Annotated in this window: 28 protein-coding genes and 1 riboswitch; of the genes, 12 read left to right on the top strand and 16 right to left on the bottom strand. The window is 71.6% G+C overall.

What is annotated here, in order from left to right:
- Positions 1-2 precede the first annotated feature (2 nt).
- From ACFY7C_RS09385 to clpS, 10 genes are all read right to left on the bottom strand, one after another.
- A complete protein-coding gene (locus tag ACFY7C_RS09385) occupies positions 3-953 on the bottom strand; it encodes a PLP-dependent cysteine synthase family protein (RefSeq protein ID WP_389646369.1) in 951 nt (316 codons plus the stop codon).
- Between the two features lie 5 nt (positions 954-958).
- Positions 959-1,237, bottom strand: a complete 279-nt coding sequence (locus tag ACFY7C_RS09380) for a MoaD/ThiS family protein (RefSeq protein ID WP_352080747.1) — start codon at positions 1,235-1,237, stop codon at positions 959-961.
- Positions 1,238-1,338: 101 nt separating this feature from the next.
- On the bottom strand, positions 1,339-1,455 hold the full coding sequence (locus tag ACFY7C_RS09375; protein ID WP_365756632.1) for a putative leader peptide: 117 nt from the start codon (positions 1,453-1,455) through the stop codon (positions 1,339-1,341).
- A gap of 44 nt (positions 1,456-1,499) precedes the next feature.
- On the bottom strand, positions 1,500-2,297 hold the full coding sequence (locus tag ACFY7C_RS09370; protein WP_389646365.1) for an ABC transporter ATP-binding protein: 798 nt from the start codon (positions 2,295-2,297) through the stop codon (positions 1,500-1,502).
- Positions 2,294-3,325: a FecCD family ABC transporter permease gene (locus tag ACFY7C_RS09365; RefSeq protein ID WP_389646362.1), complete on the bottom strand. Its 1,032-nt coding sequence runs from the start codon at positions 3,323-3,325 to the stop codon at positions 2,294-2,296. Before ACFY7C_RS09365 ends, ACFY7C_RS09370 begins: the two co-directional genes overlap by 4 nt.
- A complete protein-coding gene (locus ACFY7C_RS09360) occupies positions 3,322-4,299 on the bottom strand; it encodes an ABC transporter substrate-binding protein (RefSeq protein WP_389646359.1) in 978 nt (325 codons plus the stop codon). The genes ACFY7C_RS09365 and ACFY7C_RS09360 overlap by 4 nt, the downstream gene beginning before the upstream one ends.
- Before the next feature lie 58 nt (positions 4,300-4,357).
- A riboswitch (cobalamin riboswitch) is annotated at positions 4,358-4,428 on the bottom strand.
- 81 nt (positions 4,429-4,509) lie between these two features.
- Entirely contained in the window at positions 4,510-4,935 is a 426-nt protein-coding gene (locus ACFY7C_RS09355; RefSeq protein WP_389646356.1) for a Mov34/MPN/PAD-1 family protein, read from the bottom strand.
- Between the two features lie 85 nt (positions 4,936-5,020).
- On the bottom strand, positions 5,021-6,448 hold the full coding sequence (locus ACFY7C_RS09350) for an amino acid permease (RefSeq protein ID WP_389646353.1): 1,428 nt from the start codon (positions 6,446-6,448) through the stop codon (positions 5,021-5,023).
- Positions 6,449-6,845: 397 nt separating this feature from the next.
- Entirely contained in the window at positions 6,846-7,430 is a 585-nt protein-coding gene (locus ACFY7C_RS09345; RefSeq protein ID WP_389646350.1) for a DUF2017 domain-containing protein, read from the bottom strand.
- Complete coding sequence (clpS, locus tag ACFY7C_RS09340; RefSeq protein WP_352080754.1) at positions 7,430-7,735, bottom strand: ATP-dependent Clp protease adapter ClpS; 306 nt, start codon at positions 7,733-7,735, stop codon at positions 7,430-7,432. The genes ACFY7C_RS09345 and clpS overlap by 1 nt, the downstream gene beginning before the upstream one ends.
- A gap of 111 nt (positions 7,736-7,846) precedes the next feature.
- Here clpS and ACFY7C_RS09335 point away from each other — a divergent pair, with 111 nt between their 5' ends.
- On the top strand, positions 7,847-9,175 hold the full coding sequence (locus ACFY7C_RS09335; protein ID WP_389646347.1) for a nicotinate phosphoribosyltransferase: 1,329 nt from the start codon (positions 7,847-7,849) through the stop codon (positions 9,173-9,175).
- 105 nt (positions 9,176-9,280) lie between these two features.
- On the top strand, positions 9,281-9,874 hold the full coding sequence (locus ACFY7C_RS09330; protein WP_389646344.1) for an isochorismatase family protein: 594 nt from the start codon (positions 9,281-9,283) through the stop codon (positions 9,872-9,874).
- A 57-nt stretch (positions 9,875-9,931) separates the two neighbouring features.
- Here ACFY7C_RS09330 and ACFY7C_RS09325 read toward each other — a convergent pair whose 3' ends face one another.
- Both ACFY7C_RS09325 and ACFY7C_RS09320 read right to left on the bottom strand, forming a co-directional pair.
- Positions 9,932-10,237: a hypothetical protein gene (locus ACFY7C_RS09325; RefSeq protein WP_389646342.1), complete on the bottom strand. Its 306-nt coding sequence runs from the start codon at positions 10,235-10,237 to the stop codon at positions 9,932-9,934.
- 144 nt (positions 10,238-10,381) lie between these two features.
- Positions 10,382-12,790 carry an immune inhibitor A domain-containing protein gene (locus ACFY7C_RS09320; RefSeq protein ID WP_389646339.1) on the bottom strand — a complete coding sequence of 803 codons (2,409 nt, stop codon included), beginning with the start codon at positions 12,788-12,790 and terminating at the stop codon, positions 10,382-10,384.
- Between the two features lie 328 nt (positions 12,791-13,118).
- On the opposite strand from ACFY7C_RS09320, the gene ACFY7C_RS09315 reads away from it, so the two are divergent.
- Positions 13,119-13,400 (top strand): hypothetical protein, encoded by a 282-nt coding sequence (locus ACFY7C_RS09315; protein WP_389646337.1) that lies wholly within the window; start codon positions 13,119-13,121, stop codon positions 13,398-13,400.
- A 35-nt stretch (positions 13,401-13,435) separates the two neighbouring features.
- On the opposite strand, the gene ACFY7C_RS09310 is transcribed toward ACFY7C_RS09315, so the two are convergent.
- Complete coding sequence (locus ACFY7C_RS09310) at positions 13,436-14,134, bottom strand: RDD family protein (protein ID WP_389646334.1); 699 nt, start codon at positions 14,132-14,134, stop codon at positions 13,436-13,438.
- Between the two features lie 87 nt (positions 14,135-14,221).
- Positions 14,222-15,709, bottom strand: a complete 1,488-nt coding sequence (locus ACFY7C_RS09305; RefSeq protein WP_389646330.1) for an RDD family protein — start codon at positions 15,707-15,709, stop codon at positions 14,222-14,224.
- A gap of 299 nt (positions 15,710-16,008) precedes the next feature.
- Here ACFY7C_RS09305 and ACFY7C_RS09300 point away from each other — a divergent pair, with 299 nt between their 5' ends.
- Positions 16,009-16,500 (top strand): SsgA family sporulation/cell division regulator, encoded by a 492-nt coding sequence (locus ACFY7C_RS09300; RefSeq protein ID WP_389646327.1) that lies wholly within the window; start codon positions 16,009-16,011, stop codon positions 16,498-16,500.
- Between the two features lie 35 nt (positions 16,501-16,535).
- Here the strand turns inward: ACFY7C_RS09300 and ACFY7C_RS09295 are convergent, their stop codons facing one another.
- Positions 16,536-17,942, bottom strand: a complete 1,407-nt coding sequence (locus ACFY7C_RS09295) for an FAD-binding oxidoreductase (protein WP_389646325.1) — start codon at positions 17,940-17,942, stop codon at positions 16,536-16,538.
- Between the two features lie 97 nt (positions 17,943-18,039).
- On the opposite strand from ACFY7C_RS09295, the gene ACFY7C_RS09290 reads away from it, so the two are divergent.
- Positions 18,040-19,440 carry a tetratricopeptide repeat protein gene (locus ACFY7C_RS09290; protein ID WP_389646322.1) on the top strand — a complete coding sequence of 467 codons (1,401 nt, stop codon included), beginning with the start codon at positions 18,040-18,042 and terminating at the stop codon, positions 19,438-19,440.
- A gap of 123 nt (positions 19,441-19,563) precedes the next feature.
- Here ACFY7C_RS09290 and hppD read toward each other — a convergent pair whose 3' ends face one another.
- Positions 19,564-20,709 (bottom strand): 4-hydroxyphenylpyruvate dioxygenase, encoded by a 1,146-nt coding sequence (gene hppD, locus ACFY7C_RS09285; protein ID WP_389646319.1) that lies wholly within the window; start codon positions 20,707-20,709, stop codon positions 19,564-19,566.
- A gap of 121 nt (positions 20,710-20,830) precedes the next feature.
- Between hppD and ACFY7C_RS09280 the strand changes: the two genes are divergently transcribed.
- The 7 genes from ACFY7C_RS09280 (at position 20,831) to ACFY7C_RS09250 (ending at position 26,127) form a co-directional block, all read left to right on the top strand.
- Complete coding sequence (locus tag ACFY7C_RS09280) at positions 20,831-21,313, top strand: Lrp/AsnC family transcriptional regulator (RefSeq protein WP_345487928.1); 483 nt, start codon at positions 20,831-20,833, stop codon at positions 21,311-21,313.
- A gap of 42 nt (positions 21,314-21,355) precedes the next feature.
- Positions 21,356-22,003: an ABC transporter permease gene (locus ACFY7C_RS09275; RefSeq protein ID WP_389646316.1), complete on the top strand. Its 648-nt coding sequence runs from the start codon at positions 21,356-21,358 to the stop codon at positions 22,001-22,003.
- Complete coding sequence (locus tag ACFY7C_RS09270; protein WP_389646313.1) at positions 21,996-23,228, top strand: betaine/proline/choline family ABC transporter ATP-binding protein; 1,233 nt, start codon at positions 21,996-21,998, stop codon at positions 23,226-23,228. Before ACFY7C_RS09275 ends, ACFY7C_RS09270 begins: the two co-directional genes overlap by 8 nt.
- Complete coding sequence (locus tag ACFY7C_RS09265; RefSeq protein WP_389646310.1) at positions 23,225-24,082, top strand: ABC transporter permease; 858 nt, start codon at positions 23,225-23,227, stop codon at positions 24,080-24,082. Before ACFY7C_RS09270 ends, ACFY7C_RS09265 begins: the two co-directional genes overlap by 4 nt.
- On the top strand, positions 24,082-25,086 hold the full coding sequence (locus ACFY7C_RS09260; RefSeq protein ID WP_389646307.1) for a glycine betaine ABC transporter substrate-binding protein: 1,005 nt from the start codon (positions 24,082-24,084) through the stop codon (positions 25,084-25,086). Before ACFY7C_RS09265 ends, ACFY7C_RS09260 begins: the two co-directional genes overlap by 1 nt.
- Positions 25,087-25,174: 88 nt before the next feature.
- Complete coding sequence (locus tag ACFY7C_RS09255; protein ID WP_389646304.1) at positions 25,175-25,915, top strand: helix-turn-helix domain-containing protein; 741 nt, start codon at positions 25,175-25,177, stop codon at positions 25,913-25,915.
- Positions 25,916-25,953: 38 nt separating this feature from the next.
- Positions 25,954-26,127 (top strand): hypothetical protein, encoded by a 174-nt coding sequence (locus tag ACFY7C_RS09250; protein WP_389646302.1) that lies wholly within the window; start codon positions 25,954-25,956, stop codon positions 26,125-26,127.
- The last annotated feature ends 7 nt before the right edge of the window (positions 26,128-26,134 follow it).

Below are 26,134 nucleotides of genomic sequence, written 5' to 3'. Positions count from 1 at the left end.
GCTCAGGCCCAGAGCTGGTCCTGCACCGTCGCGATGGCCTCTTCCGTGGTGGCCGCGGTGTAGAGGCCGGTCGACAGGTACTTCCAGCCGCCGTCGGCGACGAGGAAGACGATGTCGGCGCTCTCGCCCGCCTTGAGGGCCTTCTTGCCGACGCCGATGGCGGCGTGCAGTGCCGCGCCGGTCGAGACGCCCGCGAAGATGCCCTCCTGCTGGAGGAGTTCGCGGGTGCGGGTGACGGCGTCGGCGGAGCCGACGGAGAAGCGGGTGGTGAGGACGGAGGCGTCGTACAGCTCGGGGACGAAGCCCTCGTCGAGGTTGCGCAGGCCGTAGACCAGGTCGTCGTAGCGGGGCTCGGCCGCGACGATCTTGACGTCGGGCTTGTGCTCGCGCAGGTAGCGGCCGACGCCCATGAGGGTGCCGGTGGTGCCGAGGCCGGCGACGAAGTGGGTGATCGAGGGCAGGTCGGCGAGGATCTCGGGGCCGGTGGTGGCGTAGTGGGCGCCCGCGTTGTCGGGGTTGCCGTACTGGTAGAGCATCACCCAGTCCGGGTGCTGGCCGGCGAGCTCCTTGGCGACCCGTACGGCGGTGTTGGAGCCGCCCGCGGCGGGGGACGAGATGATCTCGGCGCCCCACATGGTGAGCAGCTGGCGGCGCTCCTCGCTGGTGTTCTCCGGCATGACGCAGACGATGCGGTAGCCCTTGAGCCTGGCCGCCATGGCGAGGGAGATGCCGGTGTTGCCGCTGGTGGGCTCCAGGATGGTGCAGCCGGGAGTGAGCCGGCCGTCCTTCTCGGCCTGCTCGATCATGTGGAGCGCGGGGCGGTCCTTGACCGAGCCGGTGGGGTTGCGGTCCTCCAGCTTGGCCCAGATGCGGACGTCGTCCGAGGGGGAGAGCCGCGGCAGCCGGACCAGGGGCGTGTTGCCGACCGCCGCCAGCGGGGAGTCGTAGCGCATGTGGATCAGACCATGCCGCCGGCCACGGCCGGCAGGATCGTGACGTTGTCGCCGTCGGTGAGCTTGGTGTCGATGCCGTCGAGGAAGCGGACGTCCTCGTCGTTCAGGTAGACGTTGACGAAGCGGCGGAGCTTGTCGCCGTCGACGATGCGGGCCTCGATCCCGGTGTGGCGGGACTCCAGGTCGGCGAAGAGCTCGGCGAGGGTCTCACCGCTGCCCTCGACGGCCTTGGCGCCGTCGGTGTAGGTGCGGAGGATGGTCGGGATGCGGACCTCGATGGCCATGACGTGGGCTCCTGTCGGAAGGGCGGAGTGACGTGGTGGGCGCGCGGCTGGGGCCCCCGCGCGAAGGGGGGTCGTGCTGGAGGTGCGCTCGAGCCGGTCGTTCAGAGCGCGGCGCGCGGCGGACACATCGCGCTGGCGAGGCGGCACAGGTCGACGTGCAGCCGCGCGACGAGCAGGGGTGTGCCCGGCGTCTCTTCGCTCACGTCGTGGGAAACCATGCGGTCATCGTATCGATTCCCGGTCCGGGTTCCGGAATGTGATCTCACATGGCGGACAGATCGTGCTCAAGGCGCGGACGGGGCAGGTAGACGACGAGCGGGGTGCCGGTGCGCGGATGCGGGATGACCTCGGCTTCCACCCCGTAGACGCCGGCGAGCAGGGCCGGGGTGAGCACCTCGGCGGGCGGCCCCTCGGCGACCACGCGGCCCCGCTTCAGGACGTAGAGGCGGTCGCAGTGGGCTCCGGCGAGGGTGAGGTCGTGCAGGGCGAGGAGGTTGGTGGTGCCCAAGTCGCGGACGAGGGAGAGGACTTCCAGCTGGTAGCGGATGTCCAGGTGGTTGGTGGGCTCGTCGAGGACCAGCAGCGCCGGGTCCTGGACGAGGGCTCGGGCGACCAGGGCGCGCTGGCGTTCGCCGCCGGAGAGCTCGGGGTAGGGGCGGTCGGCGAGGTCGGCGATGCCGACGCGGGCGAGGGCCTCGTCGGTGCGGTCCCGGTCCCCCGCGGTGTCGCCCTCCCAGAAGCGTTTGTGCGGGAAGCGGCCGAGGGCGACGAGTTCGCGGACGGTCAGCTCGAACTCGGCGGCACTCTCCTGCGGCACGGTCGCCACCCGGCGGGCCCGCGCCCGGGCTCCGATCGCGTGGAGGTCGTCGCCGTCGAGCAGGACGCGGCCGGTGGTGGGGGCGAGGGTGCCGTAGACGCAGCGAAGGAGGGTGGTCTTGCCGCTGCCGTTGGGGCCGACGAGGCCGACGGTCTCGCCGGGCCGGACGACGAGGTCGACGTCGTGCAGCCGGTCCTCGTACCCGAGACCTTGGACCCGCAGTTCGGGCGTACGGCGGTTCACGCGGTCGCTCCTTCCGGGCGGCGGCGCATCAGCCAGAGGAAGAAGGGGCCTCCGGTCAGGGCGGTGAGGACGCCGACGGGGATGTCCTGGGGGGCGGCGACGGTGCGGGCGGCGAGGTCGGCCAGGACCAGGGCGACGGCGCCGCCGAGGGCGGCGACCGGGAGGAGCCGGCGGTGCGGGGCGCCGACGGCCATCCGGGCGGCGTGCGGGACCATCAGGCCGACGAAGCCGACGGCTCCGCTGGCCGCGACCAGGACGGCGGTGACCAGGGAGGCCAGCACGAAGACGGCGGCGCGGAAGCGGGCCGGGTCGAGACCGAGGGCGACCGAGCCCTCCTCGCCGACGAGCAGCAGGTCGAGCGGCCGGGCGAGGGCCATCAGGGCGGCGGTGCCGGCGACGAGGACGGCGGCGGGCAGCAGGAGGCCGTCCCAGCGGGCGCCGCCGAGGCCGCCGAGGGACCAGAACAGCGCCTCCTGGAAATGCTCGGGCCGGCCGGCGACGACCAGGAGCAGGGTGGTGAGGGCGGTCAGGATGTAGGAGACGGCCACTCCGGCGAGGACCAGGCGGGCGCCGGTCATGGTGCCGCCGCGGCGGGCGAGGGCGTAGACGAGGACGAGGGCGAGCAGCGCGCCGGCGAAGGCACCGGCGGGCAGGGCGACGGTGGTGGTGATGCCGCCGCCGACGCCCACGACGATCACGAGGACCGCGCCGGCGGAGGCGCCGGAGGAGATCCCGAGCAGGAAGGGGTCGGCGAGCCGGTTGCGGACCAGGGCCTGGAGGACGGCGCCGACGACGGCGAGGCCGGCGCCGACGACCGCGCCGAGCAGCACCCGGGGCAGCCGGACGTCGAGCACGATCGTCCGGTACGGGGAGGGCCCGGCCCGCCCGGTCAGCGCGTCGAGCACCTGGCCGGGCGGGATGCGGACGGAACCCAGCGCCAGCGAGGCCAGGACGGCCGCGCCGAGCGCCACGAGCAGCCCGGCGACGACGGCCGGGTAGCGGACGCGTCCCGTGGCGGCGCGCTTCACGGGGCGGGGGCGGTGGCCGGGTGCAGCTGGGCGGCCAGCTTGTCGACGGCGGCGGGGACCCGGACGCCGAGGACGGTGTCGGACAGCGGCAGGACGGCGAAGCGGCGGTTCTTCACGGCCGGGACCTCGCGCAGGGCCGGGTCGTCGAGGATGCGGCGCTTCTTCTGCTCGACGGTGGTGGCGCCGTAGTCGTAGATGAGGATGACGTCGGGCTTGCGGGCGACGACCTGCTCCCAGGTGGCGTCGCCGAAGGCCTTGTCGAGGTCGGCGAAGACGTTGCGGCCGCCGGCGCGGGTGATCAGCTCGTTGCCGATGCCCTTGCCGCCGGCCGTGAACGCGGTCTTGTCGCCGCTGTCGTAGACGAAGACGGAGACGGGGGCGGTGCCCCCCAGCCGCTTCTCGGTGGCGGCGACGGTGGCGCGGGCCTCGCGGTTCCAGCGTTCGGCCCGGTCGGGGACGCCGAAGGTGCGGCCGACCTCGGTCACCTCGCGGTGGAGGTCGTCGAAGGAGGGAGCGCCGGAGGGGCAGTACTCGGTGTTGAGGCGGGTGGCGATGCCGGAGCGCTTCAGGTCCTCGCGGCTGCGGCCGGCCTTGGCGTCGAAGGCGGAGGAGTAGCCGCCGTAGACGAAGTCGGGACCGGCGGCGAGCAGGGCCTCCTTGGAGGGGTACTCCTTCGCCAGGACGGGGACGGAGTCGTACGCCTTCTTGTAGGCGGGCAGGACCGCGTCGTCCAGGTACGCGGTGCCGGCCAGCGACTTCTCCAGGCCGAGGGCGAGCATGATCTCGGTGACGTGCTGGTTCATGGTCACCGCGCGCTTCGGCGGGGCCTGATAGGTCGTCGTCGTCCCGCAGTTGGTGACGGTGTACGGGAAGCCGGGGGCGGCCTTCGCGGCGGGCGCGGGAGCCGGCGTGGAGCAGGCGGCGAGCAGCGGGATCAGTGCGGCGGCGGGCAGCACCGTACGGCGCCAGGACATGGCGATGCCTCCTGACGGGGATTTCCACGTCCCCGATCGGTGGTGAGAGGCGGCAGGTCAGTTCCTGGCTCGCGCCCCGAGGGGGCGGTCACAGTGGCGGGACCGCGCCGGAATCGCACCGGCTTCCTGGGTCCTGCCGCCCGTTGGTCGCGCTCAGTGTCGCATGCGCGTCCGGCCGTTCGGTCGAACGGGTCGCTCACCCGGAGGCGCTCACTCGTAGGCCTCGACGATCTTGACCTCTTCCTCCTCCACGACGCCGTCGACGATCGTGTACGAGCGGAACTGGAAGGGTCCGGCGCCGTCGGTGTCGGCGGTGGAGACGAGGACGTAGTGGGCCTGCGGCTCGTTGGCGTAGGAGATGTCCGTGCGGGACGGGTAGGCCTCGGTCGCCGTGTGCGAGTGGTAGATGATCACGGGCTCCTCGTCCCGGTCGTCCATCTCGCGGTAGAGCTTGAGCAGGTCGCCGGAGTCGAACTCGTAGAACGTGGGCGAGCGCGCCGCGTTCAGCATCGGGATGAAGCGCTCGGGGCGGCCGCTGCCGGCCGGACCGGCGACCACGCCGCAGGCCTCGTCGGGGTGGTCCGCGCGGGAGTGTTCCACGATCTGGTCGTACAGGGCCCGGGTGATGGTCAGCATGACGACAGGATAAGCAGACGGGCCGCCCCGTACCGAGATGTGGTACGAAGCGGCCCGCATGCTGAGATCAGGCAGGTCGGAGGTGTTACGACCGCTTGGCGAAGGCGGCGCCCTCGGGGTTGCGGGCCTTGAGCACCAGGTAGGAGACCGCGAGGATCAGGCCCCACAGCGGCGCGCAGTAGAGCGAGACGCGCGCGCCCTCGTCGATGCCCATCATCACGATCACCATGCCGATGAAGAGGAGCGCGAACCAGCTGGTGTACGGGGCACCCGGGGCCTTGAAGGTGGACTCGGGCAGCTCGCCGCGGTTCGCCTTGGCGCGGTAGCGGATCTGGCAGACCAGGATCATGATCCAGGCCCACATGCCGGAGATGGTCGCGAAGGAGACCACGTACTCGAAGGCCTTGCCCGGGGCGACGTAGTTGATCCAGACGCCGACGAGCATCAGGGCGGCGGAGAAGGTCAGGCCGAGCAGCGGGGTGCCGTTCTTGGTCAGCCGCGTGAAGACCTTCGGGCCCTGGCCGTTGAGCGCGAGGTCGCGCAGCATGCGGCCGGTGGAGTACATGCCCGAGTTGCAGGAGGACAGGGCCGCGGTCAGGACGACGAAGTTGACGATGGCGGCGCCGACGCCGAGGCCCATCTTCTCGAAGGCCGCGACGAACGGGGAGACGCCCGGCTTGAACTCGGACCACGGCACGACCGACAGGATCATGATCAGCGCGCCGACGTAGAAGACGGCGATGCGCCACGGCACGGTGTTGATGGCCTTGGGCAGGACGGTCTTGGGGTCCTTGGACTCGCCGGCGGTGACGCCGACCAGCTCGACCGCGAGGAAGGCGAACATCACGATCTGGAGCGTCATCAGCGTGTTGCCGATGCCGTTCGGGAAGAAGCCGCGGTCGTTCCAGAGGTTGGCGACGGTCGCGGTCTCGGCGGCGTCGGAGAAGCCGACGGTGAGGATGCCGGCGCAGATCAGGATCATGCCGATGATGGCGGTGACCTTGACCATGGAGAACCAGAACTCCAGCTCGCCGAAGAGCTTCACGGAGATCAGGTTGGCGCCGTAGAGGATCACGGTGAAGACGAGGGCGGAGATCCACTGCGGGATGTTCCACCAGTACGTCATGTAGGTCGCCGCGGCGGTGACCTCGGTGATGCCGGTGACGACCCAGAAGAGCCAGTACGTCCAGCCGGTCACGAAGCCCGCGAAGGGGCCGATGAACTCGCGTGCGTACTCCGAGAAGGAGCCGGACACCGGGCGGTACATGAGGAGTTCGCCCAGGGCCCGCATGATGAAGAAGATGACCAGGCCCGCGATGGCGTAGGCGAGGATCAGGCTGGGCCCGGCCTTGGCGATGGCCTTGCCCGCGCCGAGGAAGAGGCCGGTGCCGATGGCGCCGCCGATCGCGATCATCTGGATCTGCCGGGCGCCGAGGCCACGCTGGTAGCCCTCGCCGCCCTCCACGGCCCCGTCGGTGCCGTCGTGCTGCTTGTCGACCTGCACTGAGGTCATGGTGGTGCGCCTTTCTCCATGCTGATCCGCGCGCCGGCCGCTGGGCCGTGTGTGCTGCGGATCAGGTCCTGATCCCCCCGGATATGGATGGAGTGCCACCGGCGGTCAGCCGGTCGAAGCGCCCCCGGGGACAGGGGTGGCGTCCCCGGGTGGTCGTGAAGATTTATCACGGCGTTCACAGTGATCGACCGGGGCGTTTGTGGCCCACGCCACACGAAAAGGCGGACAAAGAGAACTCAACACGGCAAAGGTGGACTCTTTGGTGACGCATTCGTTATGCGGATTTGAGCGTCCGCTGAGCGAACGCCCCGCGTGCATCGGACGTGCGTCCCGCGTGCGACCCGACGTCGGACGGTCGCCTTGTCACGGCATCGGCGTCGTCACGGCATCGGCGTCGTCACGGCATCAGCGTCTCGACGAGCGACTCCTGGAGCCCGCCGAGCCAGAGGTAGGCCATCACCATGGGCTTGCGCGGGTCGGAGTCGGGCAGCCGGTAGAGCCGCTCGCTCTCGTCGTCGTCCGTGACCTCGAGCCGGGTGCCGATGGTCAGCCGCAGGTCGTTGAGCGCGCCGAGCCAGGCCCGCGACTCGTCCGCGGTGAGCTTGAGGACCCCGCCGCCCTCGCCGGCCGCCGCGGAGGCGAGCCCGTCGAGGGTGCGGACCACGGCGAGCGCGTCGTCGCGCTTGCGGGCGCGCAGGTCGTTCTCGGTGAAGCGGCGGAAGTCGGCGGCCGCCTGCCGCAGCTCGTCGCTGTCGTCCCCGTAGGCGTCGGGGAACAGCCGGCGCAGCGCCGGGTCGGAGGGCGGCTCGCTCGGCCCCTCGGCGAAGAGCGCGGCCAGCGGGTCCTCGCCCTCGACGGGCTCGTCACCGGGCCCGATCAGCTCCATGAGCTGCACGGCGAGGGAACGCAGGATGGAGATCTCGACCTCGTCGAGCGCGACGGCCGCGCCGCCGCCGGGCAGCGCCTCGAAGTGCCCCGCCATCAGCCGCGGTCCTGCGAGAGGGTCGCCCACAGGCCGTAGCCGTGCATCGCCTGCACGTCCCGTTCCATCTCCTCGCGGGTGCCGCTGGAGACCACCGCGCGGCCCTTGTTGTGCACGTCGAGCATCAGCTTGTGCGCCTTGTCCTTGGAGTAGCCGAAGTACGCCTGGAAGACGTAGGTGACATAGCTCATCAGGTTGACCGGGTCGTTGTGCACGAGGGTCACCCAGGGCACGTCGGGTTCGACGACGGCGGAGACCTCCTCGGCCGATTCGGTCCGTTCGATCTCGATAGGCGCAACGCTCACTTACCCCATGCTGCCACCCGCACGGGCCGGTCGCACAAACGGGTCACCCGTGGGGTCACCCGCACAGCCCCTATTCGTCAGAGTGACGAATACTGCGCTAGCATCCTCTCCATGAACGCTGCGGACCTTGGGCTGCCGGTGGACGTTCCGTCGACGGCGCTCTTCACCGACCAGTACGAGCTGACCATGCTCCAGGCGGCCCTCCGGGCCGGTACGGCGGACCGCAGGTCCGTCTTCGAGGTCTTCACCCGCCGGCTGCCCGAGGGGCGGCGATACGGCGTGGTGGCGGGCATCGGACGGGTCCTGGACGCCGTCGAGAACTTCCGGTTCGACCCGGGCGTGCTCGGCTTCCTGCGCGAGCGGGGCATCGTCGACGAGCCGACCCTGGAGTGGCTCGCGCGCTACCGCTTCTCCGGCGACGTCTGGGGCTACCCGGAGGGCGAGGTGTACTTCCCCGGCTCGCCGATCCTGCGGGTCGAGGGCTCCTTCGCCGAGTGCGTGCTCCTGGAGACCGTGATCCTGTCGATCCTCAACCACGACTCGGCCATCGCGGCGGCCGCCTCCCGGATGTCGGCCGCGGCCGGCGGGCGGCGGCTGATCGAGATGGGCGCCCGGCGCACCCATGAGCTCGCCGCCGTCGCCTCCTCGCGGGCCGCGTACGTGGGCGGCTTCGACTCCACCTCCGACCTGGCGGCCGGCTTCCGCTACGGCATCCCGACCGTCGGCACCTCCGCCCACGCCTTCACCCTGCTGCACGACACCGAGCGCGACGCCTTCCGGGCCCAGGTCGACTCCCTGGGCAGCGGCACCACCCTGCTCGTCGACACCTACGACGTCGCCGAGGCCGTCCGCACCGCCGTCGAGGTGGCCGGCACCGGGCTCGGGGCGGTCCGGATCGACTCCGGCGACCTGCTGCTCGTCGCCCACCGGGTGCGGCAGCAGCTCGACGAGCTGGGCGCCCGGGACACCAGGATCGTGGTGACCTCCGACCTCGACGAGTACGCCATCGCCTCCCTCGCGGCGGCGCCGGTCGACGCGTACGGGGTGGGCACCCAGCTGGTCACCGGCAGCGGCCACCCGACCTGTTCGATGGTCTACAAGCTGGTCGCCCGGGCCTCCTCGGCCGATCCGAAGGCGCCGCTCGTGCCGGTGGCGAAGAAGTCGGTGGGCGGCAAGGCCTCCGTCGGCGGGCGCAAGTGGGCCGCCCGCCGGGTGGACGCCGACGGAGTGGCCGAGGCCGAGGTCGTCGGCACCGGGCCCGTACCGGCCGAGCTCGTCGACCGCCGGCTCCTCGTGGAGCTGGTCAAGGGCGGCGAGGTGGTCGCCCGCGAGCCCCTGGAGGCGGCCAGGACCCGGCACATCGCGGCCCGCGCCGCGCTGCCGATGTCGGCGATGCAGCTGTCGCGGGGCGAGCCGGTGCTGCCGACGGAATACGTCTGACGCAGTACGCGCAACGCCCCAGAGCGCCCCCTCCCCCGGGGAGGGGGAAGTCTCTAGGCTCGGAACCGACCCGACCCGACCGCCCGCTCGCGAAGGACACCCGCCATGCACCGCGCACTGATCGTTGTGGACGTACAGAACGACTTCTGCGAGGGCGGCAGCCTCGCGGTGGCGGGGGGCGCCGATGTCGCCGCCGCCATCACCGATCTGGTCGGGGCCGCCGGCGGCGCCGCCTACCAGCACGTGATCGCCACCCGCGACCACCACGTCGACCCGGGCGACCACTTCTCGGACCGGCCGGACTACGTGTCCTCCTGGCCGCGGCACTGCGTGGCGGGCACCGAGGGCGTCGGCTTCCACCCGAACTTCGCGCCGGCCGTCGCCAGCGGCGCCGTCGACGCCGTCTTCGACAAGGGCGCCTACGAGGCGGCGTACAGCGGCTTCGAGGGGCGCGACGAGAACGGCAGCACGCTGGCCGACTGGCTGCGGTCCCGCAAGGTCACCGAGGTGGACGTGGTCGGCATCGCCACCGACCACTGTGTGCGGGCGACCGCCCTGGACGCGGCCCGCGAGGGCTTTCGCACCCATGTGCTGCTCGACCTGACGGCCGGGGTGGCGAAGGAGACCACCGACCGGGCCCTGGAGGAGCTGCGCGCGGCGGGCGTGGAGCTGACCGGGAAGCCGGTCGTGGCGGGCTGACCGGGCCGGCCGGGCGGGCCGAGGGGCGGCCCGGGCCCCGGCGGGCCTCCGCAGCCCTCAGACGGCCTTCGGCAGCGACCGTATCGGGTGCCACAGCTCCTGGGCGTGGCCCGGGGTGGAGCGCCACAGCAGGCCGTCCGGGTGGTGCAGGACGGCCGTGATCTCGTCCGGGGTGGGCGGCTCGGTGTTGCCGCGGAGGTAGACCGCCCGCAGCCCGAGGTTCCGCAGCCGGGTCAGGGCGCGGGCACGGTTCGCGGCGTGCACCAGGAAGCGGACGGTGGCCCCGTCGCCGGCCGGGCTGGGCAGTCCTATGGCGACGACGACACTGCCTCCCGGCAGTCTGCAGAACCCTCCGTTGGGCATGCGGAACCACTCCCCCGTGGAACGACTGTCAATAAGGTCGGGCGGCCGAGGCCGTAAGACGCACCTAAACACGATCGGCCGCCGCCCGCTAGGGGGCGACGGCCGATCATGTTCTGACCTGCGACGATACGAAATATCTCGTCGTTACTTCGTCGACGGACCCACCTGGACCGTGACCGTCGAGCCGTCCTTGGCTTCCTTGACGACCTGGATCTTGGTGTTGGTGTCAGTTACCTGGACACCCGCGCGCGGGGTCTCGGCGAACCAGTAGACACCCTTGCGGTCGTCGAAGACCGGGTTTCCGGCCTGCGACGGGACCCAGGTCGGCTCGCCCGCCTTGTGCAGCTGGAAGCCGTCCGTGCGGGTGAGGCCGAAGGGCGAGTCGTACGCCTGGACGCGGTTGCGCATCAGGGTGCCGTCACGCCACTTCAGCGGGCTCGGGTGGGCGTCCACCGGGAGGAGGAGGCCGGCGCCCGGGTGCTGGGAGGTGTTGTTGTCCTTCTGGGACAGGTCCCACTTCCAGATCAGCAGACCGTTCTGGTACGGGTAGTGCTCGACCCAGCTCGCCTTGTCACCGGCGAAGCCGAAGTTGTACGGGCCGACCTTGAGGGTCTTGTCGTACGACACGTACTGGCGGTTCTCCGCGATGTAGTACTGCTCGTACTCCTTCGTGAAGCCCTTGCCGATGCGCTGGAAGCCCTTGGCGGTCCAGCCGTTGGCACCGTTCTCGGCGTTGTCCGAGAACACCGCGGCACCGTCGGCGGTCAGCGTGATGGCGTCGGCCGCGAAGCCCTTGCCGCCCGCGCCGCCGTCCGTCTGGTAGCGGAAGCGGAGGTCGAACTTCTTGCCCGCGTAGGCGTTCAGGTCGTAGACCAGCTTCTGGTACGCGCCGGAGACGTCGGTCAGCGCCGGGGCGCCGGACGCGTCGCGCGGGAGCGGCTTGCCGTTGGCGGTGCCGTCCACGGCCGTCCAGTTGGCGCCGCCGTCCGTCGACACCTCGGTGTAGAGGTAGTCGTAGTCCAGCTCGATGTCGTACCAGCCCTGGAGCTCCAGGGAGGCCGAGCTCTTGCCGGTCAGGTCGACGGAGCGGGTCAGGGTGTTCTTGAGGTCGTCACCCATGTCGCTCCACCACTGGGTGGCACCCTCGGCGGGGGCCACGACGTCGGTGGTGACGGCCTTCTTCGGCAGCTCGACGAGGAGCGCCTGCGGGTTGTCGGTGTTGTACTCCGACACGCCCAGCTTGTGGGTGGTCTTCGTCCCGCGCTGCCAGTCGTTGACCTTGGCGTAGTTGAGCCAGCCGAGCTGGAGCTTGTCCCAGGCGGTCATGTCGCCGGGCAGGTCGCCGATGGCGTCCTTGCCGGTGCCCAGCCAGGAGCCGGACGACATCAGCGTCCAGAAACCGGTCGAGTTCTCGCCGCCGGCGGTGTCGTAGTGGTCCGGCAGACCGAGGTCGTGGCCGTACTCGTGCGCGAAGACGCCGAGGCCGCCGTTCTCCGGCTGCACGGTGTAGTCGCCGACCCAGATGCCGGTGTCGCCGATCTGGGTGCCGCCGGCCTTGTTGTTCGCGGGGCCGGTCTTGCCGGCGTTGGTGCCGTACGCGTACCAGCGGTGGGCCCACAGGGCGTCGCCGCCCTGGGCGCCGCCGCCGGCCGACTCGTCCTCGCCCGCGTGCACGAGCTGGAAGTGGTCGATGTAGCCGTCGGGCTCGTTGAAGTTGCCGTCGGCGTCGAAGTCGTAGCGGTCCCACAGGTCGTACTGGGCCAGCGTGGACTTGATCTCGGCGTCCGACTTGCCCTTGGCCTTCTGGTCGGCGACCCAGGCGGTGACGCCGTCGCGGACCGTGTCCCACACGTTGGCGCAGTTGGACTGGCCGCAGTAGTTGGAGCCGTAGCGGGCCTCGTTGTACGGCAGCTTGACCCAGTCGGAGACCTGGCCGTCGACCGAGTAGCGGCCGGAGGAGGTCTTCTCGTAGTAGGTCTTCAGGGACTGCTTCGGCCGGCCGAAGGCGTCCTTGCCGGTGCCGAAGTAGAGGTCCTGGAAGTGCTGCTGGTCGTAGTCCGCCTGCCAGGCCGTCGAGTTGTCCTTCGAGCGGTCCGGCTCGGCTATCTGGTTGTGCAGCGGGCCGGGCGTGCCGCCGAACTTCGGCTTCAGCTCGTCGGTGTCGTCGTCCTTGCGGTCGACCAGGGTCGTGGTGTCGACCTGGTCGCCGAACTCGACGAGGATGGTGAAGATCTTGTCGGTCTTCTCGCGGCCGAGCTCGACGTACTTCTTGCTGTCGAGCTTGACGACCTGGGAGCCGTTGCGGCGCTCGACCTTGGTCTCGCCGCTGAGCACCTGCTCGATGGCGGCCTTGCGCTGCTGCTCCTGCTGCTTGCTGAACGGTCCCTCGAGGTCGTGGTCGACCGTGAGCTTGTCCACGGCCCGCGGCGCACTCGCGGGTGCGCCCGAGTGGTCGTCCGCCCACGCGGTGCTGAAGGTCGAAGCGGTGGCGGCGGTGGCCGCGAGCGCCACGACGACCGCGGACGCTCTGATGGCCCGTCGTCTGATGGTCACTTGGATCTGTCCTCCCCGGCGCTCCTCGCCGCGGACCGGTGGTGGGGTGTCCGCTCGGCGGGTTCGCGCGTCACAAGTGACGACATTCGACCGGAGTTGAAGCAGAAAAGACAGATCTTGACTTGGACAGACCAACTGCACTATGCAGGAGTGGATTTCCGATAGTCGAACAGAGAACGAACTTCCGGGCCTCGACCGACGCGGTCGTGCGCCCCTGCGCCCCCCGTGCACCGGAGCCGTGGGTAAGGTCACGCTTACCGCCGGTTCCCCCCGGGCATCCACCGTCGTAGAGTCGCCATCGCCACGCGCCCGAGGGACGGTATCCGCCATGCAGCGACCGAACGCCGCACACATCGCCTACGGTTCGGCCACGGTCGTGCTCTCGACCATGGCCCTGCTGCTGCTCTCCGGCACCACCACGACGCTCGGCATCGCGGCGATCTGCGCCGCGGGCCTGATGCTCGGTGTGCTGGTGGCGGTGACGATGCCGGTCCGGGCGGGCGACGTCAAGACCTCGGCCGCCGCGGCCTCACCGGACTCCGGGAACAACGAGATCCGGGTGCCGGCCGCGCCCGTGGGGGCGGGGGCCGACACCCGGATCGGTTCGTAGACCGCCTCGGTTCCTGGGTCGTCACCGAGGGTCCGTCACTGGGGCACGGAGACCACCACGGTCTTGGCGGCCTTGTCGTGAAGGCCCTGCTTGTACGGCTTGTCCACCAGGATCAGGATCAGCAGGAGCAGCGGCCACAGACAGGCGCAGCAGATCAGCGCGGGCAGCCAGAGCACGATGGCGCGGATGAGCGAGGCGTTCATCGACGGCGTGGAGCCGTCGTTGAGCATGGCGACCCGCAGCTTCATCAGCTTCTTGCCGAGGGTCTGACCGTTCTTGGCGGTCATGACGGTGTCGTAGGCGACGTACGCGACGATCGTGATCAGCTGGAAGATCAGCTGGCCGCCGCCGTTGAGGCTGTTGACCGTGTCGCCGAAGTCGTTGTCGTCCCCGGCCCGTTCGTACACCTTGAACGGGATGCCGATGATCGCGAGCGGGATGGCGATGATCAGCCAGTCGATGATCCTGGCGACGATCCGCCGCCCCGACTCGGCGAGCGGCGGCATCCCGGCGAGCGGATCGGCGCCGCCGTAACCCCCTCCGTAACCGCCGTAGGGCGGCGGCGGGGGCGGCATGTTGTTGTCGTACGGCGAACCGTACGGCCCTTGGGAGGCCGGGCCTCCCGGAGGCGGCCCGCCCGAGGGCGGGGGACCTCCCGGCTCGGGGGGCCTCTTGCGGAACGGGTCGTCTTCGGGCGGCTGACCCGGGGGCGGCGGCGGCTGATCGTTGCTCATGGGGGCAGTGCACCCCGCGGCACGGGGCCCCGCAAGGAATCGCCCCCCGTTCGGGGGACGCCCCCACCGGACGGACCGGGACGGGCCCTATCGAGCGACGAAGGTGCGGGCCGCCTTGTCGTGCCAGCACTGCCTCCAGGGCCGGTCGACCAGACACCACAGCACGTTGACCACGCCGACGGCGAGCAGCCCGAGCACGCTGTAGACCAGCCAGCGGCGCAGCGCGGCGCCGAAGGTCGGCGGCTCGTGCGCCTCGATGTCCCGCACCTCGATCCCGCACAGCTTCTTGCCGAGCGTCCGGCCCCACCGGGCGGTGGGCAGCGCCTCGTAGAGCACGCCGAGCACGAGGAAGGCGGCGAGGGCGATCCCGAACTGCACGGAGGTCGTCGAGTCGATCAGCCACACCTGGACGGTGACGCCGGACTGCTTGGCGGCCTCGATCTTGTCGTTGATGTGGGTGAGGGCGGCGCTGACGAAGGGGTACGAGACCCCGCCGACCGCCGCGCCGAGCACGAGCGTGTCGACGAGCCGCGCCAGCAGCCGCCGCCCCATCCCGGCCGGTCGCGCCGACGCCTGCGCCCGCGCCGCCGACAGGAACGGGTCCTCGGCCACCGGCTTCCAGGGCAGCACGGGCTGGGCGACGTCCTGCGAGGCGGGGCTGGGCGCGAGGCCGGGGGCCGGGGCGGGTGCGGGCTGCGGCGGGACGGGGGCCGGGGCCGGAGTCTGGACGGGAGTCTGCACGGGTACGGGCTGCGGCTGGGCCGGCACGGGGGCGGCCGGGGCCTGCGGGGACCAGGAGGCCGCGGCGGGTGCCGGGTTGACGGGCATGCCGCCCAGCCGGGCGGAGCCGCCGGGGCCGGCGGGGCCGACGGGCTGTCGGCCGGGCACAGCCGCGGGCGCCTCGGCCTGTCCACCGGCCGCGGGCCACGCGGGGGCCGCCGGGGCGGCGTTCGCCTGTACGGGGGCGGGCGCGCCCGTGGCGCTGGAGGGCTCGGCGGGCGCGGGGCTCTGCGCGGGCAGAGCGGCGGCCCGGTTGGCGGCGGCGTCGGTCGCGGCGGTGACGCTTCCGGAGGCGCCGCCGCCGGAGACGCCGCCGGAAGAAGCCTCCGCGGACACCGGTCGTTCCGGAGTCGCGGTCCCGGAGCCGTCCGCCGGGGCGGCGGCCGGGTCCGGCGCCGGCCAGGCGGCACGCGGGTCGGGCGTGCCGCCCCAGGAGACCTTCTGGTCGCGCTCGCCGCCGAAACCGGTCTGGCGGTCCGTGGTCGCCTGCCAGGCGGAGGCGGGTTCCTGCGGGGCGGCGGCCGCGGGGGCCGGGTCCTCGTCGAAGAAGACGGGACCCGTCTCCTCGACCGCGGGGACGGCCGGGAGCGAGGGCGCGGGGGCCGGGCTCGGGGCCAGCTGGGGGGCGACGGCGACCGGCGGGGCCGGGAGCGCCTCGCCCTCCTTGGGGGCCGGGCGACTCGTACCGGGGACCCACGCACCGCCGTTCCAGTACCGGATGTACCCGGGAATGGACGGGTCCGGGTAGTACCCCGCCTGCGGTACCTCTCCGCCGCCTCCAGGAGGAGTAGCCACTGCCCCGACTCCGTTCAGTCACAACGTCTTTGATCCGCCAGGGCCCCGCGCGGTCCGCACCGACCGCGCCGAGCCCAAGGAGGACAGTAACGAAGAACGCCGCCGCACGGAGAAGGAGCCCACCAGAAAGGCCGCCTTCGAGGGACAGCTCCCCCTTTTCGTCACACAGTGTGATTCTCGGGCCCAGACAAAAAATTCCTCGGAAAACTTTCCCGAAGTCGCGTAATGGATCCGCCCGACCCCGCTCTCTCCCCGTGAAGGCCCGCCCGAGGGCCCCCGCCGCACAGGGAGACAGGACCATGCAGAACACCGAGAACAACGTCGTCGAGCGCGAGCTGGAACTGAAGCTCGTCCTCTCCCCGGAGCGCTCGATCCCGGTCCCGGCACGCCTCGCCTACCGGGTGGACGATCCGTACGCCGTCCACATCACCTTCCACATCGGCTCCGAGCACCCCGTCAACTGGACCTTCGCCCGCGAGCTGCTCGTCGAGGGCGTCTTCCGGCCCTGCGGCCACGGTGACGTCCGCATCTGGCCGACGAAGGTCGACGGCCGCAACGTCATCCTGATGGCCCTCTCCTCCCCCGACGGCGACGCCCTCCTGGAGGCGCCGTCCGCGCAGGTGTCCGCCTGGCTGGAGCGGACCCTGCGCGCGGTGCCGCCGGGCACCGAGACCGAGCAGCTCGGCATCGACGAGGGGCTCGCCGAGCTCCTGGCCACGACGGTCGTGCCGGACGAGCTGTGGCTGAACGACCCGTGGCCGTCGGACGAGTCCACCGAAGGCGAGCTGTGAGCCGGGGCCGGTCCCGCCGCCCGCGAGGGCACGGGTCAGAAGAGCTTGCCCGGGTTCAGCAGGCCCAGCGGGTCGAAGGTCGCCTTGATGCCGCGCTGCAGCTCCACGCCCACCGGCCCCAGCTCCCTCGCCAGCCACTCCTTCTTCAGGACGCCCACCCCGTGCTCACCGGTGATCGTGCCGCCGAGTTCGAGTCCGAGCGCCATGATCTCGTCGAAGGACTCCCGGGCCCGCCGCGACTCGTCCTCGTCGGCGTGGTCGAAGCAGACGACGGGATGGGTGTTGCCGTCCCCCGCGTGCGCGCAGACCCCGATGGTCAGCCGGTACTTCTCGGCGATCGCCGCCGTGCCCGAGAGCATCGCGGCCAGCCGGGTGCGCGGAACGCACACGTCGTCGATCATCGTCGCGGTCTTGATGGTCTCCAGGGCGGTGAGCGAGAGCCGGCGCGCCTGGAGGAGCAGTTCGGACTCGGCGGCGTCCTCGGCCGGTACGACCTCGGTGGCGCCCGCGGCCCGGCACAGCTCGCCCACCGCGGCCAGGTCGGCGGCCGGGTCGGGGGTGTCGAAGGCGCACAGCAGCAGCGCCTCGGTGGTGTCGGGCAGCCCCATGTGGGCCAGCTTGTTGACGGCCCGGACGGTGGTGCCGTCCATGAGTTCGAGCAGGGACGGGGTGTGGCCGCGCTCCATGACGGCGCAGACGGCCTCGCAGGCGGCCTCGGCGGTGGGGAACTCGGCCGCGAGCGCGAGCTGGACGGGCGGCCGCGGCCGGAGCGCGAGCACGGCCCCGACGACGATGCCGAGGGTGCCCTCGGAACCGACGAAGAGGCGGGTCAGGTCGTACCCGGCGACGCCCTTGGCGGTGCGCCGGCCGGTCCTGAGCAGCCGGCCGTCGGCGAGGACGACGTCCAGACCGAGCACGTACTCGGCGGTGACCCCGTACTTCACGCAGCACAGGCCGCCGGAGGCGGTGCCGATGTTGCCGCCGATGGTGCACATCTCCCAGCTGGAGGGGTCCGGCGGGTAATAGAGACCGTGTTCGGCGACGGCCCGGGACAGCACGGCGTTGATCACGCCCGGTTCGACGACGGCGATCCGGTCGACCGGGTCGATCTCCAGGATGCGGTCCATCTTGACCAGGGACAGGACGATGCAGCCGTCGGAGGCGTTGGCGGCGCCGGAGAGTCCGGTGCGGGCGCCCTGCGGGACGACCGGGACGCGCAGCTCGGTCGCGGTGCGCATGACGTGCCGCACCTGTTCGACGGTGCGCGGGAGCACGACGGCCGCGGGGGTGCCGGCCGTGCAGAAGCTCGCCATGTCGTGGGCGTAGGAAGCCGTGACGTCCGGGTCGGTGAGCAGGGCCTCGGCGGGCAGTCCGGCGGCGAGGGCCCGGTGGAGCCGCGCCGGGAGGTCGGTTCGAGGATCGCTCTGCTGAAGATCGTCCATGCGTCCAGCGTGGCACCCGGGGCCATCGGTGTGAACCCGCCGGAGCGGGCGCTCGTGTGCTCTTCGTACAGCCGCGCTCGGGCGCACAGTGAGCGCCATGAAGACCGAGAACGTGTCGAGGACGGTCCTCGCCTGCGGCGTGGGCGCGGTGCTCGCGGCGACGGCGCTGCTGTACGTGCCCGAGCTGGTCGGCCGGACGCCGCCGCCCGCGCCCGGTCCCGTCGAGCGGGCGGCGGACGCGGCGAACGCGGGGGCGCAGGCGGCCCTGCCGGATCTGGCCGCGCTGATCGCGGACCGGGAGAAGTGGCTGCGGGCCCATCCCGGTGACGAGGCGTCATGGGCGGTGCTCGGTGCCGCCTATACGGAGCGGGGGCTGCGGCGCGCGGACGCGGCGGACCTGCCGCGGGCGGAGAGCGCCCTGAGGCGTTCGCTCGCGGTGCGGCCGGCCGGGCGCGGGAACCTGGACGCGCAGCTGGGGATGGCGGCCCTGGCGAACGCCCGCGGTGACTGGAAGTCGGCGAAGGAGTGGGGCGAGCAGGTGCGCCGGGCGAACCCGAAGCGGTGGTCGGCGTACCCGGTGCTGATCGACGCGTACAACGGTCTGGGCGACTACAAGGCGGCGCAGAAGGCGACGGAGACGCTGGCCGAGCTGCACTCGGGTGCGGTGGTCAGTGCCCGCTCGGCGCAGGCGTACCGGGACCGCGGCTGGCGCGAGGACGCGGGCGCGGCGGCCCTGGACGCGGTGGCGCTCGCGCGGACGCCGACGGAGAAGGCGGCGGCGCTGTCCCGGCTCGGTGACCTGGCGTGGGAGCGGGGCGAGCCGGCGGAGGCACTGGCGCAGTACGGGACGGCGCTGGGGCTCGTACGGGATCACGGCCCGTCGCTGGCGGGCCGGGCGCGGGCGTTCGCGGCGCTCGGCCGGACGGCGGAGGCGGTCCGCGACTGGCGGGCGGCGCTGGAGCGGTTGCCGCTGCCGGAGTACTTCGTGGAGGCGGGCGAGCTGTACGAGGCGCTGGACCGGGACGCGGAGGCGCAGGCGCTGTACGAGCGGGCGCGCACCGGCGGGTGGCCGGGGGCGGAGGCGGTTCTCGGCCTGCTGGAGGCGGAGCACGGCGACCCGGCGGAGGCGGTGAAGCGGCTGCGCGCGGAGTGGGCGCGGGGGCACCGTTCGGTGCGGGTGGCGGACGCGCTGGGGTGGGCGCTGCACCGGGCGGGCGAGTCGGAGGAGGCGCTGGAGTACGCGAAGCGGGCGACGGACGAGGGGCTGCGCAGCGCGCTCTTCGCCTACCACCGCGGCGAGATCGAGCGCGCCCTCGGCACCTCCGGCCCGGCCCGCCGCCACCTCGCGGAGGCCTTGCGGACCAACCCCCACTTCTCGCCCCTCCTCGCGCCACGGGCGAAGGAGGCGCTGGCGGTCCTGGGCGACCCGCCGGACGTACTGCCCCCGGACGTGCGACGGGAACCCGCGAAGCCGACGAAGCCGGCGGCGGTGGCGTAGCGCGCCGCCCGTGCGGGCCTGCGGCCCTGCTGGTGCTGAGCCCGCCCGCCCGGATGCGGGGCGTGGCGAGGGCCCGGTTCGGGAGGGTGGCTCCCGGGCCGGGCCCCGGTGGCAGGAGGGCGGCTAGAGGTTGCCGCGCTTTTCCTGCTCGCGCTCGATCGCCTCGAAGAGCGCCTTGAAGTTGCCCTTCCCGAAGCCCATCGACCCGTGGCGCTCGATCATCTCGAAGAAGACCGTCGGACGGTCCTGCACCGGCTTGGTGAAGATCTGCAGCAGGTAGCCGTCCTCGTCGCGGTCCGCGAGGATCTTCAGCTCGCGCAGCTCGTCGATCGGCACACGGGTGTCGCCGACCCACTCGCCGAGGGTGTCGTAGTACGCGTCAGGGACGGACAGGAACTCGACGCCCGCGGCCCGCATCGCCCGCACGGTGGCGACGATGTCGTTCGTGGCGAGGGCGATGTGCTGGACGCCCGGACCGCCGTAGAACTCGAGGTACTCGTCGATCTGCGACTTCTTCTTCGCGATCGCCGGCTCGTTGATCGGGAACTTCACCTTCTTGGTGCCGTCGGCGACGACCTTGGACATCAGCGCCGAGTACTCGGTCGCGATGTCGTCGCCCACGAACTCCTTCATGTTCGTGAAGCCCATGACCTTGTTGTAGAAGGCCACCCACTCGTTCATCCTGCCGAGCTCGACGTTGCCGACGCAGTGGTCGATGGCCTGGAAGGTGCGCTTGGCCGGCGGCTCGACGATCGGCTTGGCGGCGACGTAGCCGGGCAGGTACGGGCCGTCGTAGCCGGAGCGGTCGACCAGGGTGTGACGGGTCTTGCCGTACGTGGCGATGGCGGCGAGGACGACGGTGCCGTGCTCGTCCTTGAGCTCGTACGGCTCGACGAGGCCGGTGGCGCCCTGCTCGACGGCGTGGGCGTAGGCGGCGCGCGCGTCCGGGACCTCGATCGCCAGGTCGATGACGCCGTCGCCGTGCGCGGCGACGTGCTCGTCGATGAAGCGGCCCCAGTCGCTGGTGGCCTTGATGACGGAGGTGAACACGAAGCGGGCGGCGCCGTTGGTGAGGACGTAGTTGGCGGTCTCGCGGCTGCCGTTCTCCGGTCCGGAGTAGGCGACCAGCTTCATGCCGAAGGCCGTGGAGTAGTAGTGCGCGGCCTGCTTGGCGTTGCCGACGGCGAAGACGACCGCGTCCATTCCCTTCACCGGGAAGGGATCGGCCTCACGCGCGGTGGTCGGGGTGTGATCCATGGTCTCAGTCATGGGAGCAGCGTCACCCCGGGCGGCAGGGTGCGCAATAGTTTGTTGTTTCACTGGTCAATGTGCACAGCGACCCGCCAGTATGGGCGTGCGACTTGTACATCATGACCACCGGGAGGCCGCCGTGGCGATCGATCATCTGGACGGCCGGCTGATCGTGCTCCTCGCCGAGGAGCCGCGGATCGGGGTCCTGGAGGCCTCGCGGCGCCTCGGCGTGGCGCGCGGCACGGTCCAGGCGCGGCTCGACCGGCTTCAGTCGAACGGAGTCATCCGCGGATTCGGCCCCCAGGTCGACCCGGCGGCCCTCGGCTACCCGGTCACCGCCTTCGCCACCCTGGAGATCAAGCAGGGCCAAGGCGCCGACGTGCGAGGGCACTTGGCGACCGTGCCGGAAGTCCTGGAGCTGCACACCACCACCGGTCACGGGGACATGCTGTGCCGGCTGGTGGCCCGGTCCAACGCCGATCTCCAGCGGGTGATCGACCGCGTCGTCGGTTTTGATGGCATCGTCCGGGCCTCCACGGCGATCGTCATGGAGAACCCGGTCCCCCTGCGGATCATCCCGCTGGTGGAACAGGCCGCGGAGGACCGGGACCCGCCGCGGTAACCCTCGGGCCCGGTGCCCTCGGGCCCTTGCGGAGGGACGCGCGTGAGCTTCTGGGACTATCTGGTCAGTCGCCACCAGCAGCTGCTCACCGACGCCTTCCAGCACGTCAGCGCCGTCTTCCAGTGCATGGTGATCGCCACCGCGGTCGGGGTGCTGATCAGTGTGCTCAGCTACCGCAGCCCATGGGCGGGAAACGTGGCGATCATGTCCACGGCCACCCTGCTCACCATCCCCTCCCTCGCCGCGATCGGCCTGCTCATCCCGCTCGTCGGCCTGGGCGTGCCGCCCACCGTCATCACCCTGACCCTGTACGGACTGCTCCCGGTGGTCCGCAACGCGATCGTGGGGCTGCGCGGGGTGGACCCGAGCCTGGTGGACGCGGCCAGGGGCATCGGCATGTCCCGGGCGGCCCGGCTGCTGCGGGTCGAGCTGCCGCTGGCCTGGCCGCCGATCCTGACCGGCATCCGGGTGTCGACCCAGATGCTGATGGGGATCGCCGCGGTCGCCGCGTACGCCTCGGGGCCGGGCCTCGGCAACGAGATCTTCCGCGGCATCGCCTCCCTGGGCAGCGCCAACGCGATCAACCAGGTGCTCGCCGGCACGCTCGGGATCGTGATCCTCGCGCTGCTCTTCGACGGGGCGTACGTACTGCTCGGCCGGCTGACCGTTCCGAGGGGGATCCGTGTCTGACACCGCCCGCCCGACGACCTCCGGCGCCTCCATCGAGCTGGAGGACCTCACCAAGCGCTACCCCGGCAATCCGCACCCTGCCGTCGACAACGTGAGCATGGAGATCAGGGCGGGCGAGACGGTGATCTTCGTCGGCCCGTCCGGCTGCGGGAAGTCCACCACCCTGAAGATGATCAACCGGCTGATCGAGCCGACCAGCGGCCGGATCCGCATCGGCGACGAGGACGTCACGAACATCGACCCGGTGAAGCTGCGCCGCAAGGTCGGTTACGCCATCCAGTCCTCCGGCCTCTTCCCGCACATGACGGTGGCCGAGAACATCGCCCTCGTACCGAAGATGGTCGGCTGGTCGAAGTCCCGGGTGAAGGACCGGGTCGAGGAGATGCTGGACCTGGTCGGGCTCGACCCGCGCGAGTTCCACGGCCGCTATCCGCGCCAGCTGTCCGGCGGCCAGCAGCAGCGGGTCGGCGTGGCCCGGGCGCTCGCCGCGGATCCGCCGGTGCTGCTCATGGACGAGCCGTTCGGCGCGGTCGACCCGATCACCCGCGACCACCTCCAGGACGAGCTGATCCGGCTCCAGCACGAGCTGCACAAGACGATCGTGTTCGTCACCCATGACTTCGACGAGGCCATCAAGCTCGGCGACCGGATCGCGGTGCTGCGCGAGCGCTCGCACATCGCCCAGTTCGACACCCCGGAGGCGATCCTCACCAACCCGACCGACGACTTCGTCTCCGGTTTCGTCGGCGCGGGCGCGGCGCTGAAGCGGCTCAACCTGACCCGGGTGCGGGACGTGGGGGTCGCCGACTTCCCGACGGTGACGGTCGACGACCCGCTCCAGTCGATCTTCAACACGCTGCGCAAGGGCCCCCACAACGAGCTGCTGATGCTGGACCGGCGCGGCCGGCCCTACAAGTGGCTGCGGCGCGGGGACCTGATGCGGGCCAAGGGTTCGCTGGCCCGGGCGGGCACCCTCGTGCACGACACGGTGACCCGGGACGCGACCCTGCACGACGCCCTGGAGGCGGTGCTGATCGACAGCGGCGGGCGGGTCGCGGTGACGGGGCGGCGCGGCGAGTACATCGGCGTGGTCGACATGGAGACCCTGATGAACTCGGTCCACGAGCTCCTCCAGGCCGACCGGCTCGCGGCCGTCGAGCACCAGCACGAGCTGGAGGAACTGCGCGCCCACCAGACGGAGCAGGAGCTGGAGGGCGGCGCGTGAGCGACACGGAGGACCGCCCGGCGGGCGAGCACGAGGTCCGGGGGCACACCTTCCTGGACGAGGGGCACGCGGCCGTCGTCGAGGACGAGCCTCCTCCCCCGCCGACCGCGGCCCGGCGCCGGATCACCTGGCGCAAGCTGGTCCCGCTGCCGGCGTTCGTGGCGGTGGTGCTGCTCGCGACCTTCCTGTGGATCACCAACGCGGACCTCGACTCGATCGCCCGCAACGCCCTGGCGGGCGGCAATGTGCAGCTGCGGCTGTGGCAGCACGTGAAGCTGACGGCGATCTCCACCTTCTGGGTGCTGGTCATCGCCGTCCCGCTGGGCATCGCGCTCACCCGGCGCGGTCTGGACCGGGCGGCTCCCCTCTTCACGGCGATCGCCAACATCGGGCAGGCCACCCCGGCGATCGGCCTGCTGGCGCTGTTGGTGATCTGGCTGGGCATCGGCCCGTCGACGGCGATCGTCGGCATGGTGATCTACGCGGTGCTCCCGGTGCTCTCCAACACGGTGGCCGGTCTGCGGGCGATCGACCCCCAGCTGGTGGAGGCCTCCCGGGGCATCGGGATGTCCGCGTTCGGCACGCTCACCAGGGTCGAACTGCCGCTGGCCGTGCCGCTGATCCTCGCCGGGGTGCGCACGGCCCTCGTGCTGAACGTGGGCACGGCGACGCTCGCGACCTTCGGCGGGGGCGGCGGACTCGGCGACCTGATCACCTCGGGCATCCAGACCCAGCGCATGGCGGTCCTGGTCCTCGGCTCCGTGCTCACGGTGGCGCTGGCGCTGCTCGTGGACTGGCTGGCCTCGCTGGCGGAGGTGGCTCTGACGCCGCGCGGCCTGGGGGTGGGCGCGTGATGCGCCGGGCGGTACGGCGGTGGTCGGCGGCCCTGCCTCCGGCACTGGCGGTGGTTCTGGCGCTGGCGCTGGCGCCGGCGCTGTCCGGGTGCGGGCTGAAGAGCGGCTCGCCGATGGTGGACGACGTCGTGCCGGGTTCGGTGGGCCGGGGGCAGCCGCTGAAGGGCGCCTCGCTCACGGTCACGTCCAAGACCTTCACCGAGAACATCGTCCTGGGCCAGATGGTGGGCCTGGTGTTCAGGGCGGCGGGCGCGGAGGTCCTTGACCGGACGAACCTGGCCGGCTCGATCAGCACGCGCGAGGCGATCGTGAAGGGCGACGCCGACGCCATGTACGAGTACACGGGCACGGCCTGGATCACGTACCTGGGCCACGCCGAGCCGATCGCCGACCCCGTGGCGCAGTGGGAGGCGGTGCGCGAGGCGGACCGGAAGAACGGGGTGGTGTGGCTGCCGCAGGCCTCGCTGGACAACACGTACGCCCTCGCGATCAGCCGGAAGAACAACGAGAGGTACCGGCTGAAGACCCTCTCGGACGTGGCGGCGCTCGCGAAGCGGGACCCGTCGGCGGTGACGGTGTGCGTGGAGAACGAGTTCGCCTCGCGCGACGACGGGCTGCCGGGGATGCAGAAGGCGTACGGGATGAGCCTGCCGGCCGCGAACGTACGGAAGATGGACGCCGGGATCATCTACACCCAGGTCTCGCAGTCCGACTCCTGCCTGCTGGGCGAGGTGTACACGACCGACGGGCGGATCAGGGCGATGGACCTGACGGTCCTGGACGACGACCGGCACTTCTTCCCCAACTACAACGCGGCACCGGAGCTGAACGCGGCGACGTACGCGAAGTACCCGGCGATCGCGGACCTGCTCGGGCCGGTGACGGCGAAGCTGACGACGGCGGTGGCCCAGGAGCTCAACGCGCGGGTCGACGTGGAGGGCCGCGATCCGCACGAGGTGGCGAAGGAGTGGCTGATCGAGGAGGGCTTCATCAGGGAGGGCTGAGGGCCCGGGGCGAAGCGCGTCGCGAGTTGCAAAGGACTCTCTGCAAAAAACCCTTGCAGAGAGTCCTTTGCAACTCTACGGTGGAGTCATGTCCGAGAAGCACGAGCCTGAGCCCGAGCCGAAGCCGACGTCCGAGCCGAAGCCGAAGTCCCAGCTAAAGCCGACGTCCGAGCCAACGTACGAGACGGAGCCGACGTCCGAGCCGACGTACGAGACGGAGCCGACGTCCGAGGCGGAGTCCGGCGACGCCCGCACCGCACCGCCCCCGCCCCGCGTGCTCGACCCCCGCTCCCTGCGCGGCCTCGCCCACCCCCTGCGCATCCAGCTGCTGCGCGCACTGCGCCACCACGGCCCCGCCACGGCCTCCCGACTCGCCGAGCGGCTGGGCGAGTCCAGCGGCGCCACCAGCTACCACCTGCGCCAGCTCGCCGCCCACGGCTTCGTCGAGGACGACCCGGAGCGCGGCAAGGGCCGGGAGCGCTGGTGGAAGGCCGCCCAGCAGGGCACCGCCATCGACGAGTCGCTGCACGGCAACCCGGACCCCGAGGTGCAGGGCGCGGTCGAGGTCTTCCTCTACGAGATCGCGAACATCCACACCCAGGAGCTCAACACCTACCTCGGCACCCGCCACCAGTGGATCGACACGTGGAACGGCGCCTCGGACATCAGCGACTTCACCCTGCACCTGCCGCCCGAGCGGCAGCGCGAGCTCAACGAGCGGATACACGCCCTGATCGGCGAGTACCACGCGAGCGAGGACCGCGACGCCCCCGGCGTCCAGCGGGTGCGGATGCACCTGCACGCCTTCCCGCAGCACGGCGCGAACTGACCGACCTCCGTACGGATCCGACCGGAAGGGCCCCGTCCATGCATCCCGACATCCATCTCACGCTGCACGCCCTGACCGCCGCCGAGCTCCACCACGCCGCGGCCACCGCCGCTTCCGCCACCCCGCTCCGCGTCCAACTGGGCTGGACTCTCGTCGAGTTCGGTCTCCGGCTCGCCGCGCCCGGCCCCCGCACCGCCCACGCCGCCGCCTGACCGCCAC

The organism is Streptomyces sp. NPDC012769, assembly GCF_042901205.1.
Taxonomy (GTDB): Bacteria; Actinomycetota; Actinomycetes; order Streptomycetales; family Streptomycetaceae; genus Streptomyces.
The sequence above is the reverse complement of the archived record's forward strand: the minus strand, read 5'-3'. Positions and strand labels throughout refer to the sequence as shown.